We start from the raw sequence: 14,038 nt of genomic DNA, 5'->3' as shown, positions 1-14,038 counted from the left end.
ATAACTTGAAATATAATAAAAAGATATTTGTACAAATAAATTGGGGGGAACCACTTTGAGTCTAGCAAAAAATAACCCAGTGCAGGGAAGAAACGATCGTTTTTCCTCAACTGGTTTCATATTGGCCGCCATCGGAAGTTCCGTGGGTCTGGGCAATATGTGGAAATTTCCGTATATTACGGGCGAAAACGGAGGAGCCGCATTCTTTCTGCTGTTTATCGTCTGTTTGATCTTGATCGGCTTGCCTCTGCTTCTGGCCGAACTGGCTATCGGACGGGCGGGCAGAGGCAGTGCGTCTACGTCCTTCGTGAAAGCCGGCGGGCCCAAAATCTTTGGTCAGCTCGGTTTGCTGCAGGTGATCGCGCCTTTTCTTATTCTGACATTTTACGTCATCGTTGCCGGCTGGACGCTCAACTATGCCGTGCAGTCCTTCAGCGGAGCGCTATACAGCAATTCCGACTACAGTGGACAATTCAGCTCGTTTTCCCAAGGCTACATGCCGATCGTTTGGCAGATCGTGGCTATCCTGATCACCGGGTTGGTTGTTGGTAAAGGGATATCCGGCGGCATCGAAAAATTCAACAAGGTGCTGATTCCCGGCTTGATCATCCTCCTGATCGTATTGATGATCCGTGCCGTAACTTTGCCTGGAGCCGGAGCCGGCGTATCCTTTTTTCTTCATCCCGATTTCTCGAAATTAAGCCCGGAAGCGGCATTGGTAGCGCTGGGACATGCCTTCTTCTCTCTGTCGCTCGGGATGGGGATCCTGCTCACTTATGGAGCTTATGTGGACAAGCGTCAGTCTCTCGGTGCAGCCACTCTCGCGATCGGAGCCGGAGACTTGATCTATGCGTTCATTGCGGGGCTCATTATTTTCCCGACGACAGCTTCTTTCGGCATTCAGCCCGATGCGGGTCCGTCCCTCGTCTTCATCGCGCTTCCTGCCGCCTTCTCGGCGATGCCGCTGGGCGCATTTTTTGGCGGGCTGTTCTTCGTGCTGCTGGCGATAGCCGCATTAACTTCCTCGGTTTCACTGCTTGAAGTACCCGTATCCTACGTCATGGACCGTTGGGGCTGGGGACGCGTGAAGTCGGTAGTAATCATCAGCATTTTGGTGCTGCTGGTCGGACTTCCTTCGGTCCTGTCCTTTGGAATCATACCGGCATTCACGGATATGGGCGGTAAAACGTTCTTTGACTGGCTCGATTTCATCACATCGAATATTCTGCTGCCGATCGGCGGCCTCATTACTACAGTCTTTGTAGGATATTTCTGGAAAAATGCTGCGGAAGCCGCCGGGCTCAAAACAGGCTGGTTCCGGGTATGGCTGTTCATGGTCCGGTATATCGCTCCGGTTCTCGTGTTCCTGGTCCTGCTGCATACAACCGGAATTATTAAATTTTAGCATTGAAAAAGGCAATCTTCAGGCCGTTGTTTAATGACCTGGAAGATTGCCTTTTTGCGTTTTTTACTCTAGCAGAACGAGAGCACCTGCCTTCATAAGAAGGCAGGCGCTCCAGCAAGACCGTATTAGTTGGCCGGATCGACTGGCGCTGTCGGCGCCGCTGTATCCGATGGCGATGTCGGATTTTTTTCGGCGGAAACAACTTCGCCGGTTTTGGAGTTTACAAATGCAATATAAACATCCACTTTGTCGTTCTTACCTGCAACAGAGATTTGGACGGTCTCACTGGGTACCTTTTTACCGCTTTTAGCTCCTACAGCCCGCTGAGCATCCACAACCTGGACATCCGCGAAAGATACAAAATAAAACGTTCCTTCCATATCCTCTCTCGTGCAGAAGATCGGGAAAGCCTTCATGCCGTCCAGAGACACATCAAATTTCTCCTCAAGCGCTTTTTTTGCAATATCCACCGCTTTGTCTTCGCTCATATCCTTGCTTGTTTTCTCAGGGGTGACCGAGAAGCCGGGAGCTTTGACGGCAGGTACCGCAGGGCGAAATTTGCCCACGAACTCTGTTTGCCGATGCTGACCGGTCACCCTCACATTAGGGGCCGTGTCATTTGCAAAAGCATAAGTTGACAATGCGGCATTCCCCGCGATTAAAGTAACTGCCGCTCCTACGGTAAGTGCTGTGGCGTAAAGCTTCTTTTTCATTTTTCATACCTCCGTCATAAAATGATTGGAATTTCGTAGCTACAAGGCCATTATGAGGGGGGCGTATTATAGACTAGTGTTCGAGTTGTAACGAGGTTGTAAAAAAAACGGACACCTTCGTGTACTCTTGTTCTCGGGATTCAATGTGCAGCCGCGCATGATGAAGCCGGGCAATTTGACTGCAGATGGACAGTCCCAGCCCGATCCCTCCCAGTTCTTTGGAACGGGATTTGTCTACGACATAGAAGGCTTCGGTAATTTTTTCGATGTCCTTGTCCGGGATGCCTTTTCCATAATCGATTACCTCAATCACTACATCCTGGTCCCGGAAGCTGCTCTTCAGATGGATTTCCCCTCCGTTTTCAGAAGCCTTAATGCTGTTTTCAACCAAATTCATCAACAGCGTCAGCAGCAGGGTAGGATCTCCATAGATCCGCTCTGCCCCGCACTCCTTCACCAGGGTGATCTGTTTTGCCTCCAAATCATGCCGTTCCATCTGTTCCGCATAAGCAAACAAGGGGGCAATCTCCACAATCTGCAAAGCAATCTCTTCGTTCTTCAAATACAGCAGCTCCATCAATTTTCCGGACAGCAGATCCAGCCGGGCCACATGCTCATGAATATAATCGACCGCCATTCTGCGGTCTTCCTCGGTGCTGTTGGCATGATTTAAAAACTCGCTGTACCCTTTGATCGCCGTAATCGGCGTCTTCAGCTCATGGGTCAGATTATTGATGAAGTTTTCTTTTTCTTCGCTCGCTTTTTGGATCGTTTCAATATTCGCGGATACCGCGTCCACCATTTTGTTGAAGTCCTGGGCCAATTCCGCGATTTCGTCGCTTCCGCTGACCTTGACCCTTTGATGATAGGCCCCGGCCGCAATATCCCTTACGCCTTTGTTCAAGTTTCGGACCGGAGCGGTTAACCGGAATAACAGCAAAATAAGCACAGCGGATAAAATTAACGAAATGACCACACTCAAGGCAATAAAATAGTTAAGCAGTGTATTATAATAATCCTGCAGATAAGCGGAGCTTCTAGAAATGACCAGCTTAAGCCCGTTAAACTCCATGCTGCCGCCTACGAAGATCCACAGCTGTCCGTCAAGCTTCCTGTATACGGTTTCCCGTTGCCCTCCCTGCAACTCTTCCCGCTCGCCCGCAAATTGATAGGCATTGGAAAAAACCAACCGCTCCCCATCATATACCTCGGTCAGGATGCCCTCTTCATCGTAATTTTGGGCGATCCCGGAAATGACCGTCTCATAGCCCGAACTGCCGGTACTGTTGGCAAAAGCCAGCAGGATATAGCTTAACGTTTGCTCGATGCTCTCATATTCGCTTACGCCTCTGGACATATCCATCCGCTCGTTTAATTGGTAGCTTTTTTGCAGCAGCGCATAGGCTCCAAGATCAAAAGCGACCAGGAACACGAGCAGCACACATAAATACGTTTTCTGCCAAAATTTCACCTTTACACCTCTAGCCTATATCCGTATTTATACACCGTTTTGATCCGGTGCTCCCAGTTCAGCTTCTTTCTCAGCCTCTGGATATGTACGTCAACGGTTCTCGTGTCGCCATAGAAATCGAAGCCCCAGGTCTGCTCAATGATTTTTTCACGGGAGAGCGCGATATTTTTGTTTTGAATGAGAAAATCGAGCAGCTTAAATTCTTTATTGGTCATTTCCACGGCCTGTCCGTTAACTGTGACGATGTGCTTCTCCAGATCCACCGTCGTTCCGTCCAGGCTGAATTCGGTGGCGTTCTTCTGGTTTCTGCGCAGCACCACATTGATCCGGGCGATCAACTCCACCGCTTCGAACGGTTTGACGATATAATCCTCCGCCCCGCTTTCCAGGCCGTGCACTTTATCGGAAACGGCATTTCGCGCCGTCAGGAAGATCACCGGAATCCCGCGTTTCATAAACCGATCGATAAGTTCAAATCCATCAAGCCCCGGCAACATCACATCCAGAATGACCAAATCGACACGAGTCTCATTTAAAACCTCTGAAATTTGCTCTCCGCTGTATAATTGAATATATTCATGCCCTACCATTTTCAAATTTAGAGCAATCAGGTCGTTGATTGCCCTCTCATCATCGACGATCAAAATTTTAGCCATTCAATCACACTCCACCGCCATGATACCAAATATCCGCTTGAAAGTTATTATAGAGTTGTAAATTTTGAGGCATGTGATCTTCCAATGACAGCCGAACTAATCCATGAGCCGGCCAGTTATCTTTGCTCAGCCAGCTCCCGGTTCACCGCGTCAAGCATCGCCTGGATGGAATCCTGGTCCAACAAGATGCTGACTCCCTCCGGAACCCGTTCCGCCAGCTCATGATCAAAATCCGCAAACCTCTCATTTTCGGCAAGTTGGAACAACTCGCACTTTTTCAAATCCCGCCAGAAACGAACCGGAGCCTGTCCGGCCAAATAAACTACCTGAACCAAACCTCCGCCAAGTTCAAAATACAAGCAGTTTTTTTGGCGGCGCGGTGCCGATAAATTTACCATCGTTAATTGCACGGGGTGCCTGATCTCGTCCCTGGACAACTCCAGCGACAGTACCTGATGGGTGTCCGCATCAACGGCAAACGTAATGAACGGAACGAAGCCTCACCTTTTCAAAATGCGCCGCCACCTGGTCTACCACTAAATTGCGCATCTCTTCGTCTTCCGCCGGAAGGATAACCATCGTGTCCGGTCCCAACCAAAGGCTCGCCGCCGTAAAAAATTGCCCCAATGCTGTCATCGTTTGCGGAATCCGGTTAAGGTCCGCTTTTTCCATGCGGAAATCCGGATGGTCGAAAACCATTCTTTCTTCACCAACATATTCGATTAAACTGCTGCCCTTGATCCAATCCATCACGGCCCTCCAAATCGATATTTCGTTTATATCTATAAATTCTATTTATTTTCATATATTCCCCTCAAAGTTCAGGAAAGCTTAAAATCCTGCTCCACATGGCGATCAGCCATTGTTTTCTCCCATTAAATAGCATTTGCTCCTTTATTTACAGAAACATTCAGAAAAATTCAGAAACGACCAGAAAATATAAGCATGAATTATCTACAATGGAGCATATGGCAGTATATATATTATTTTGTAAATTTATGTATATATTTGAACGTTGAGCAAAATTTGCATTCGAACTAAGATAAAACCGCTATTAAATTCCAATTAAAGGAAGAAAGAAGGCTGTCGAAAATGATGGACAACGCAAGGTCGTCATGCTCGCCGTTTCATGCGCTGTAATTTGCTTGTATGCCATGGACCTCAAAGCCGGTGCGGTTCTTAAATCCGAGGAAAACAGGAAATAAAATGCAGTCACGGATTTGTTTGTCTTAAACACAACGAAAGGATTGTGAGTGTTTGTGAAAAAAGTTGCACTTGTAAGCCCATTGAGAACGGCGGTCGGCTCCTTTAACAAAACTCTTGCGCCTTTAAGCGCTCCCGAACTGGGAGCCAACGTGATGACAGCATGCCTTCAGCAAAGCAAACTAGAGCCGGCTAAGATTGATCAAGTCTTCCTGGGAAATGTCCTTCAGGCGGGCGTTGGCCAGAATCCCGCCAGACAGGCGGCGCTCAAAGCCGGCATCCCCATCGATGTGCCCGCATCAACGATCAACACGGTTTGCGGTTCAGGGCTTCATGCCGTCGCTTTAGCTTACGATTCCATCTTGGCGGAGCAAAGCAGCATCGTCATGGCCGGAGGCATGGAGAGCATGTCGAACGCCCCTTACCTGCTAAAAGATGCCCGAAACGGCTACAGACTGGGCAACGGCGAACTGGTCGACTCCCTGGTGAACGACGGCCTTACGTGCCCGATCAACAAATACCATATGGGAATTACCGCGGAAAATGTCGCCGAAAAATATGGAATTTCCAGACTTGAGCAGGATGAATTTGCCTACGAAAGCCAGAGCAAGGCCGCGGAAGCCAAAAACAAAAAAGTTTTTGCGGAACAGATCGTTCCGGTCACGATTAAAACCAAAAAAGAAACGATCAGTTTCGCGGAGGACGAACACGTAAGAGGAGATACCACCAAGGAAAAACTCTCCAGTTTAAAGCCCGCGTTTAAGGGAGACGGAACGGTTACCGCGGGAAATGCTTCGGGAATCAATGATGGCGCGGCGGCCGCCCTCGTCGTGTCGGAAGACAAATGTAAGGAACTTGCGTTAAAACCGCTAGCATATATCAAAGGTTACTCGCTGGTCGGCGTCGATCCCGCCTATATGGGAATGGGTCCGGTGAAAGCCGTTTCGTCGCTTCTTAAACGCCAGGGAATGTCCACCTCTGACATCGATCTTTTTGAAATAAATGAAGCCTTCGCCGCACAGGCAGTTGCGGTGTTGAAAGAGCTGGGGATTCGCCCGGAGAAGGTCAATGTCAATGGCGGCGCGATCGCGATCGGGCATCCTGTCGGGGCAAGCGGCGCTAGAATTTTGGTTACGCTGGTTCATGAAATGGTACGGAGATCTGCGCGTTACGGCATAGCCTCGTTATGCATCGGAACAGGCATGGGAATCGCGATGCTGGTTGAAAATGCACTTATTTAATCAAGAAGGGAGACCCTAGAACGTTATGAATCAAAAAGAAGTACTTTCACTGCAATCGATGCCCGCGGCCAGCGCCAGTTACGGGCGCCCGCCATGCCGTTTCATCAACCGGGAATTTTTTATTGTGACTTATGAATCCGATCCCGCCGCGATCAGACAGGCGGTCCCGGAACCGCTTGAGCCGGATGGAAGCAACACCGTTTCGTACGAATGGATCAAGATGCCCGATTCGTCCGGTTTGGGAAGCTACGAGGAAAGCGGGATTGTCATTCCGTGTACTTTTCATGGAGAGCCTTGCAATTTTGTCGCCCAAATGTATTTGGACAACGCGCCTGCCATTCTCGGGGGCCGGGAAATCTGGGGATTCCCGAAAAAATGGGCGAAACCTCGCCTGAGAGTCGAAGAGACCGAGACGCTGACGGGCACATTGCATTATAATAACGTCCTGGTTGCCATGGGAACGATGCCTTTCAAATATCACATTCTTGATGCGGAGGAAACGGCTAAATCGATCGCCAAAACCCAGGTGAACTTAAAATTGATCCCCGATGTTGACGGCACCCCGAAAATCGCGCAGTTAGCGGCGTATAATCTGGAAAACATCACGGTCAAAGGCGCCTGGTCAGGTCCCGCCAGATTAAGCCTGGTCCCCCATGTCAACGCCCCTGTGGCCGATTTGCCGGTGAAAGCTTATGTCGGCGGAAAACATTTTATCGCCGATTTAACGCTGCCTTATGCAAGAGTCATCCATGATTATCTCCAATAAAGTTAGCTTCCTTAAAAATTAGACAAGGTGGGAGAAACATGATGAACAAAGTCATCTCCGCGGAAGAAGCGGTTAAGAAGGTGAAAGACGGGGACACGGTGATGGTCGGCGGTTTTCTGGCCGGAGGTTATCCGGAAGAGCTGGTGCGCGCGCTGGTCGACTCCAATTCCGCCGGCAATTTAACCATTATTTCCAACGATACGGGCACAGCGGAATTATCTATCTATGAGCTTGTGAAAAGCGGCAGAGTAAAGCGGATTTTCGCCTCCTATATCGGCGCCAATCCGGAAACGGGAAGACTCCTGATGACGAAAGAAGCGGATGTGCAGCTCTTCCCGCAAGGCACGCTCGCGGAAAAAATCCGCGCGGGAGGAGCGGGTTTGGGCGGTGTTTTAACCCCTGTGGGCGTGGGCACCGTTGTCGAAGAAGGTAAACAGAAGCTGGAGATTGACGGACGGGAATATTTGCTGGAGCTGCCGCTCAAAGCGGACGTGGCGTTAATTCGGGCCCATAAGGCGGATGAAGCGGGAAATCTGGTCATCAACGGCTCTTCACGCAACTTCAACATCGTTATGGCTACGGCGGCCGAGTATGTCATTGCGCAGACGGACGAATACGTAAAGGCGGGGGACATTGACCCCAACCATGTCAACGTTCCCGGAATATTTGTCGACGCGATCGTAAAGGTGGGAGATTAAGCATGAATAACCGAGAATTAATCGTTAGAAGAATAGCCCGGGAGTTTAAAGACGGCGATGTCGTCAACCTGGGAATCGGCATGCCTACCATGGCGGTGGACTATATCCCCGACAACGTGCATATTACGCTGCAGGCTGAGGACGGAATCGTCGGCGTAGGCCCCAAAGCGGCTCAGGGCAAAGAAAGACTCGATTGTATCGATGCCGGCGGAAACTACGTAACAACCGTGAAAGGAGCTTGTTTTATCGACAGTACGCTTTCTTTTTCCATTATTCGCGGAGGGCATGTGGACATCACCGTTCTGGGCGCCCTGGAGGTCGATGAGCAAGGCAACCTGGCAAGCTGGATGATTCCCGGGAAAAAAGTGCCGGGCATGGGCGGGGCCATGGATTTGGTGGTCGGAGCCAAGCGGGTGATCGTAGCCATGGAGCATCTGACCAAAGACGGGGCGCCGAAAATCTTGAAATCCTGCAAGCTGCCCCTGACCGCCGTAAAGGTCGTAAAGACCATCGTCACCGAAATGGCCGTCATCGATGTAATTCCGGGCAAAGGGCTGATGCTGAAGGAAATCGCCCCGGGTTTGTCGGTGGAAGACGTTCAGAAGGCCACCGAGGCTGAGCTGATGGTTTCAGCGGATTTGAAGGCTATTGCAGTGTAAGCGGATAGAAATGGAACAAGCCCTTAGGGAAACAGCTTCCCGAGGGGGCTTGTTCTTTTTCGGGCTTGTTCTTTGGGTCGTATTAGTTCGTCGTCACCTTTACCTTGTAAGGGTACGTAATGCCATCCTGATTAATATCAAGATATTGAATATTGTCAGGAGTTGCGGAAACTACTAAATAAACCGCTTTTTCATCCCCTTGCAAACGGACGCTGTTTTGACCGTGATTCCACATCGTAGAATATCTGGTATCTCCCGCACGCGTTACGGTAACAATGCTGGCTCTCCAATCAGCGCCCCTCGCCGTGCTCGTACCTTGGAAATCAACCGTGACGGAAGTTTTGCTTAAATCGATATTTAAAGGAACAATATTATAGCCTGTCTGTTGCGGAGCTTTGCCGGCAGGCACTGTCATCCAGCCATCGCGTTGTTTTTCCAAAGTCGTATAAATCTTTTCATAATTGCCGCGCGTTCTCAAAAGTTCATCCAAATGCTCCAAATAATATTCCTGACTCTTAAAGTCCATCGTCACCATTCTTCTGGCCATTCCGCCCAGTATTTCTTTAATGGAAACGCCCGTTACCTTTTCCATGGATGCAAAATAAGTAGAGTCCTCTTGGCCGTAAGTCAATAAATTTAACAACGCTTGATGGCCAAGTCCGCCGAGGTTGTCCGGATTTTCGTTAATGTACAGGAAAATAGGCCAAGCATCGTACCAATTCTTAACATGTGGAAAATGGGATTCCGAGTTCAGGACATAGGGGGCGAAAAAGTCGGAGGTTGGCCCGTACACCCTGCCGCCATAACTATAATAATCACTGCCTAAATATTCATTGCGCAGGAAGTTGGCCATCGCTTCATTCCACGCATAAGGGACAACCCCTCCGTTATGGAAAACGAAAACGTGCGCCAATTCATGAGGCACCACCCAGCTAGGCGGATCCACGCGCATGGCCCCCGGCATCATGACAATGTAGCCAAAAGAATCTTGGTCTACAGACATATAAGCCCAATCGTTGGAAATTTTGTCCAGCCCGGTTTCCGCAATATAAATGTTTGTTTTATATTTTCCGGTGATCCATGGATTTTGAGAACTTCCGATATCCCCCAACCCAATTTTGTCAATGTAAAATGAACGAATCGTTTCCAGGTTTGCCAAATTGCCCTCGGCAAATTGCCGATTTACGGTTCCGGTTGTATCCCTGTTGCCCCAAATAATCTGAAAATGTTCGGAAACCGCGCGATTTACTGAAGTGTCGGATAAAGAATAAAAAGCGTCCCTTGCTTTGTATTCGCTTGCAAACACTTCGCTTTCCGCGCTTTCTAAACTTTCCGTGCTTTCTGCGCTTTCCGTAGTGGCAGCGCTTTCTGACTCCGACGCTTTTGCCGTTGTGACAGCGCCCGGTAAATCGGCCAAAGCCCCAAAGCCGGTTGCACTCAACGACAATAAAACCATCAACAAACAACAGAGTAGCCTTTTCATCATTAACACGCCTCCCTCAATAATGAAATATTGGTAGTTTCTACTATACAGTAACATATTTATCGGCATTTTATTTCAAATATTTATAAAATCGGTCAAAATTCCCAGAATTCACGAATAATATGTGAGCAATGGTCTCTTATTTTATTTTTGGAATGATAGGTCTAGGCATTATAGGGTGTAAAAATAAGGACAAAAACGCCCGTTATTCCGGCGATATCCGTTCATTTGAAGGAAATAAAGGAAATTCATGTCGCTATGTACTCCCCTCGCAAGAAAATACCCGCTTTCAGGACTATCCATAGGAAAATAAGTACATAAAATGCCGCTAATAGAGATGAACATGCTAGGGCTGCGGATCATAAGTACATAAAGTGCCGCTATTTTACAGAACGACGGTCGATCATTCCAGAAACCAGGCCGGGCCATCATGCGGCGATCTCTAGATTGAGCAAAAAAAGACCCTGAGTAAAATCCCCCCAAGGTCTTGGACTTATTGAAAAATAACATGGAAGAAAAACGCCTTTTTATTGTCAGTTGAAGATAACAGGTAATATTCAAAGGAATCTTCATGATCTTCCCTTACATAAAACGTCGATTGATATTCGATAAAACTCACCAAGGAACCGAAAATTTTTTTTACCGTATGTAAGTTAAACTCTTTCAGTTTGATCACAATTTTATATTGGCCTGCATCCTCATTATACGTAACAGAGGAGTCTTCAATATTCTCTTGCCATGTCATGAAAAACATAGCCTCTATCCAAATTCCTATCTCATATTCTGTATTTAACGTTTTTGATAGCTCCAACAAAACATCCTTAGTCATTCTTTATCAACTCCACACCGGGCTCTTGCGGTTCAAAATATTGCGGATATATGAATTTTATCGGCTTCTCGCAATTTTTCCTTAATAGTAAAAATGTACCTTTATACAAAGTTGCACCTAAGCTCCAATCCCATTACCATGAAAACAAACGACAAAACGGGTTTGGGACTTGTGCTGTGCGGTCCCGGCCCGGGAGGGACGGTGAAGAACGAATGCGGAAAGCGGATTGGCTCGGGCCTTCCATTCAAATCGATCCGGCGTTTGCGTATTACCGGGACCGCTCGGCGGACAGCGTGGCACGGGAGCTGAAGCAGGCCGGATACCGCTCCGTCCGCTATTTCGTTACGCGGGAGGACCGGGTAGACGGGAGGCTGGTGGAAGCGCTGAAGCGCCACGGCTTGTTCGTCTGGGCGATGACGCTGGGCAACGGCACGTACGTCACCGGCCATTTGCCGGCCGGCTGGGAGCGCTGGCGCATGGAGCTGCTGAAGCCGGCCAAGGACGGCTATACCCGCCTCTCGCCTCATAGCGAGGGTTACCTCGATTGGAAACGGCAGGCCTTGGTCCGTCTCGCGCAAGAGCACCCGTTCGACGGGCTGGAAATCGCCGAGGCGTATTTCCCGGAGTGGGACGGTCTGGCAACCGGAACGTACGGGGATGTCGGCCCGCTGGCTCTAGCCGCATTCCGCTCCTACAGCGGAATGCTTCCTCCGGAATTCGTGCATCGCACCTCCCCGGCCTATTACAAAAAAGACCGGGCGCGTTACCGCGCGTGGGTGGAATTCCGCGTCCACGCGGTCAACCGCTTTCTTGCCCGGCTTGTGAACGGCCCCGGCGGTATCCGCGAGGCGCGGCCGGAGCTGCGCATCGCGACGTGGTCCATCGCCGTCGATGCGGGCCGGGACCCGGTCGGCGCCGTGCGCGAGCTGCAGGGCATCGACGCCGGAGAGATGATCGCCGCCGTCAGACCCGACCTGCACGTGCTGCAGACCCATTGGCCCGACTGGATGCGCCGGCGTCTGCCCGCCGATTATGCCCGGCGCTACCGCGCGTTCGCCGAACCGCTGCGCCGCCTGTATCCGGAGCTGCCGCTCGCGCTGCAGACCGATATCGGCTCGCTGCGCCAAATGCGGCGAAGCGCAGCGTGGATGCGGCGGTTCGCCGAAACGGCGAAAGCGCTCGGCTACGCCTCCTGGACCGCCTACGAATATTCCATCGGCGGGTGGATGTATGAGGAGCCGCCCCGGGCGGTAAAGGCGACCCGGCTCGGAAGGGACAGCGTGCGCATCGATTTCAACAAGCGGATCGACGCCGCGTCGGCGGAGCGGACGGAGCATTACCGGATCCGTTCCTCGCAGGGGGAACCGGCGGCCCTCCCCGATTTGAGCGCCGCCGCCGACGGCCAGTCGGTGACGCTGCGCTCGGATCTTTTCCCCGCGGAACCGTTCACCGCAGACATTCGCGGGGTCCGGGATACGCCCGGCCGCTGGCTTGTGCCCGGCTGTCCGGCAAACCTGAGCGACTGCAGCATCGTCGTGCCCGGACTGCGCTAGGGCAAGCGGTGCCCATACTAGCTTTCGCTAAGGCCGCCCGCCCACCGAATCAGCTCTTTAAGCGGAACGGGCAGTCCGAGCTTCTGCATTTCATCGTAAATCCATTTCATGTGATAATCGTACACGACCGCCGGGGCCGCGCCGGCTTCCATTCCGTTTTCTGCCTCCCCGGTTCGGCTTCGTTCCGCCGCATCGGATTCAACGCGGCCATCCGGCTCCAGCTTCAAGCGATGCTCGTCAATCAGCCGCCGCAAAATGATAAAATGCTCGTAAATACGCCGGTACGACTCGATCTCCTCGCCGATCTGGTCCATCGTGGCGCTGAGATCTTTTTTGAGATGGAACTCGTATTTGCACAGCTGATAATAATTCTCCAGGCTGCTGAGCTGGGAACGAAGGCTTTTTAAGTCGGGTTCTTCTCCGTGCTCGGCCATCTGCTCGAACATTTCGGCCATCCGTTTGGCCAGCTCTTTGCGCGCTTTGTTCAGGCTGACTTCATGCCTGGGCGGAAACACGACGTAATTGACGATGACCGCGACGGCGATCCCGATCAGCGTGTCCGTAATCCGGTGAAACCCGTAAGCAAGCGGATTTTCGCCCGTTTTTAGATTAAGCATAATGGCCAGAAATACGATGCACGCGATCGAAACCGACTTGTTCCATTTCAGCAGATTGCAAATGTAGATCACCACCATGACCCCGATGGCGCAGTAAAACGCGTTCCGCGGCTCGAGAAAAGCGAAGCCGGCGCCGACGATCGCGCCGATAAACGTCCCCATCGTGCGGTGTTTGCCCGCTTTAAACGAATTGGTCACCGAATTTTCCATCGAAATAATGGTCGCGATCGCCGCGTAAAAAGGATACTCCAAGTGCAGAAGCTTGGACACGATTAAACAGATGAAGATCGCAATCCCCGTCTTCACATTGCGCAATCCAATGACCCATTTCAATCCAATCAACCCCTAGTTAAACTCAGACCCGTATTATATAGAATGTCTTATATCGCTTCAACTATAAACCGCGGGGAAAAGAGCGTTCAAGGATATTTTTCCGGCCATTTTCAGAATATTTCATGAAAATCCGGCATTTTTTAGTCTATTGCGAAACTACGGCGATATAAGGCATTGAAAAACCCTATAGCGCCGTTACTTTTATCTCTTCCCGAAGCAGAAAACAATTAGATTCGGCTCAAACTAAATAAATTACTAAAATTAATCAATGAACATATAAACTTTTTAAATTGAAACTTCTTGCTCTTTTGCTAAATGACATAGTAATATCGAATAAACACAGCACTCATGCTTATATTTATATAAACTTCGTGAATAACAAGCTAAATTTACACTTAATAATCACATGAA

At 50.0% G+C, this 14,038-nt stretch carries 14 protein-coding genes; 6 read left to right on the top strand and 8 right to left on the bottom strand.

What is annotated here, in order from left to right; translation table 11 throughout:
- Positions 1-55 precede the first annotated feature (55 nt).
- The gene (locus tag NYE74_RS13890; protein ID WP_340928367.1) at positions 56-1,405 is read left to right on the top strand and encodes a sodium-dependent transporter; all 1,350 of its coding nucleotides are present in this window, start codon (positions 56-58) and stop codon (positions 1,403-1,405) included.
- 125 nt (positions 1,406-1,530) lie between these two features.
- Here NYE74_RS13890 and NYE74_RS13885 read toward each other — a convergent pair whose 3' ends face one another.
- The 5 genes from NYE74_RS13885 to NYE74_RS13865 all read right to left on the bottom strand — a co-directional run bounded on the left by NYE74_RS13885 (position 1,531) and on the right by NYE74_RS13865 (position 4,995).
- Entirely contained in the window at positions 1,531-2,118 is a 588-nt protein-coding gene (locus NYE74_RS13885) for a hypothetical protein (RefSeq protein WP_340928368.1), read from the bottom strand.
- Between the two features lie 73 nt (positions 2,119-2,191).
- On the bottom strand, positions 2,192-3,589 hold the full coding sequence (locus tag NYE74_RS13880) for a sensor histidine kinase (RefSeq protein ID WP_340928370.1): 1,398 nt from the start codon (positions 3,587-3,589) through the stop codon (positions 2,192-2,194).
- Positions 3,590-3,591: 2 nt separating this feature from the next.
- Positions 3,592-4,245, bottom strand: a complete 654-nt coding sequence (locus NYE74_RS13875) for a response regulator transcription factor (RefSeq protein ID WP_340928372.1) — start codon at positions 4,243-4,245, stop codon at positions 3,592-3,594.
- A gap of 116 nt (positions 4,246-4,361) precedes the next feature.
- Positions 4,362-4,655, bottom strand: a complete 294-nt coding sequence (locus NYE74_RS13870) for a hypothetical protein (RefSeq protein ID WP_340928373.1) — start codon at positions 4,653-4,655, stop codon at positions 4,362-4,364.
- 58 nt (positions 4,656-4,713) lie between these two features.
- On the bottom strand, positions 4,714-4,995 hold the full coding sequence (locus NYE74_RS13865; RefSeq protein WP_340928376.1) for a hypothetical protein: 282 nt from the start codon (positions 4,993-4,995) through the stop codon (positions 4,714-4,716).
- A gap of 509 nt (positions 4,996-5,504) precedes the next feature.
- Here NYE74_RS13865 and NYE74_RS13860 point away from each other — a divergent pair.
- The 4 genes from NYE74_RS13860 to NYE74_RS13845 are packed head-to-tail and all read left to right on the top strand — an operon-like array spanning position 5,505 to position 8,812.
- Positions 5,505-6,689, top strand: a complete 1,185-nt coding sequence (locus NYE74_RS13860) for an acetyl-CoA C-acetyltransferase (RefSeq protein WP_340928377.1) — start codon at positions 5,505-5,507, stop codon at positions 6,687-6,689.
- 25 nt (positions 6,690-6,714) lie between these two features.
- On the top strand, positions 6,715-7,455 hold the full coding sequence (locus NYE74_RS13855) for an acetoacetate decarboxylase (protein ID WP_036621194.1): 741 nt from the start codon (positions 6,715-6,717) through the stop codon (positions 7,453-7,455).
- Positions 7,456-7,493: 38 nt separating this feature from the next.
- Positions 7,494-8,153, top strand: coding sequence for a CoA transferase subunit A (locus NYE74_RS13850; RefSeq protein WP_328271745.1), 660 nt, complete (start codon positions 7,494-7,496; stop codon positions 8,151-8,153).
- Positions 8,154-8,155: 2 nt separating this feature from the next.
- Positions 8,156-8,812: a 3-oxoacid CoA-transferase subunit B gene (locus NYE74_RS13845; RefSeq protein ID WP_328271746.1), complete on the top strand. Its 657-nt coding sequence runs from the start codon at positions 8,156-8,158 to the stop codon at positions 8,810-8,812.
- Positions 8,813-8,894: 82 nt separating this feature from the next.
- Here the strand turns inward: NYE74_RS13845 and NYE74_RS13840 are convergent, their stop codons facing one another.
- Both NYE74_RS13840 and NYE74_RS13835 read right to left on the bottom strand, forming a co-directional pair.
- Positions 8,895-10,298, bottom strand: a complete 1,404-nt coding sequence (locus NYE74_RS13840; protein WP_341004864.1) for a DUF6055 domain-containing protein — start codon at positions 10,296-10,298, stop codon at positions 8,895-8,897.
- Between the two features lie 490 nt (positions 10,299-10,788).
- Positions 10,789-11,124: a hypothetical protein gene (locus NYE74_RS13835; RefSeq protein WP_124332484.1), complete on the bottom strand. Its 336-nt coding sequence runs from the start codon at positions 11,122-11,124 to the stop codon at positions 10,789-10,791.
- Between the two features lie 176 nt (positions 11,125-11,300).
- Between NYE74_RS13835 and NYE74_RS13830 the strand changes: the two genes are divergently transcribed.
- Positions 11,301-12,677 (top strand): N-acyl-D-glucosamine 2-epimerase, encoded by a 1,377-nt coding sequence (locus tag NYE74_RS13830; RefSeq protein ID WP_240534113.1) that lies wholly within the window; start codon positions 11,301-11,303, stop codon positions 12,675-12,677.
- A gap of 17 nt (positions 12,678-12,694) precedes the next feature.
- Here the strand turns inward: NYE74_RS13830 and NYE74_RS13825 are convergent, their stop codons facing one another.
- Entirely contained in the window at positions 12,695-13,627 is a 933-nt protein-coding gene (locus tag NYE74_RS13825) for an FUSC family protein (protein ID WP_036621181.1), read from the bottom strand.
- Positions 13,628-14,038 lie beyond the last annotated feature (411 nt).

Source organism: Paenibacillus sp. FSL P4-0127, from assembly GCF_038007325.1.
Classification (GTDB): domain Bacteria; phylum Bacillota; class Bacilli; order Paenibacillales; family Paenibacillaceae; genus Fontibacillus; species Fontibacillus macerans.
Note: the sequence above shows the minus strand (reverse complement) of the source record. Positions and strands in the feature narration are given on the sequence as shown.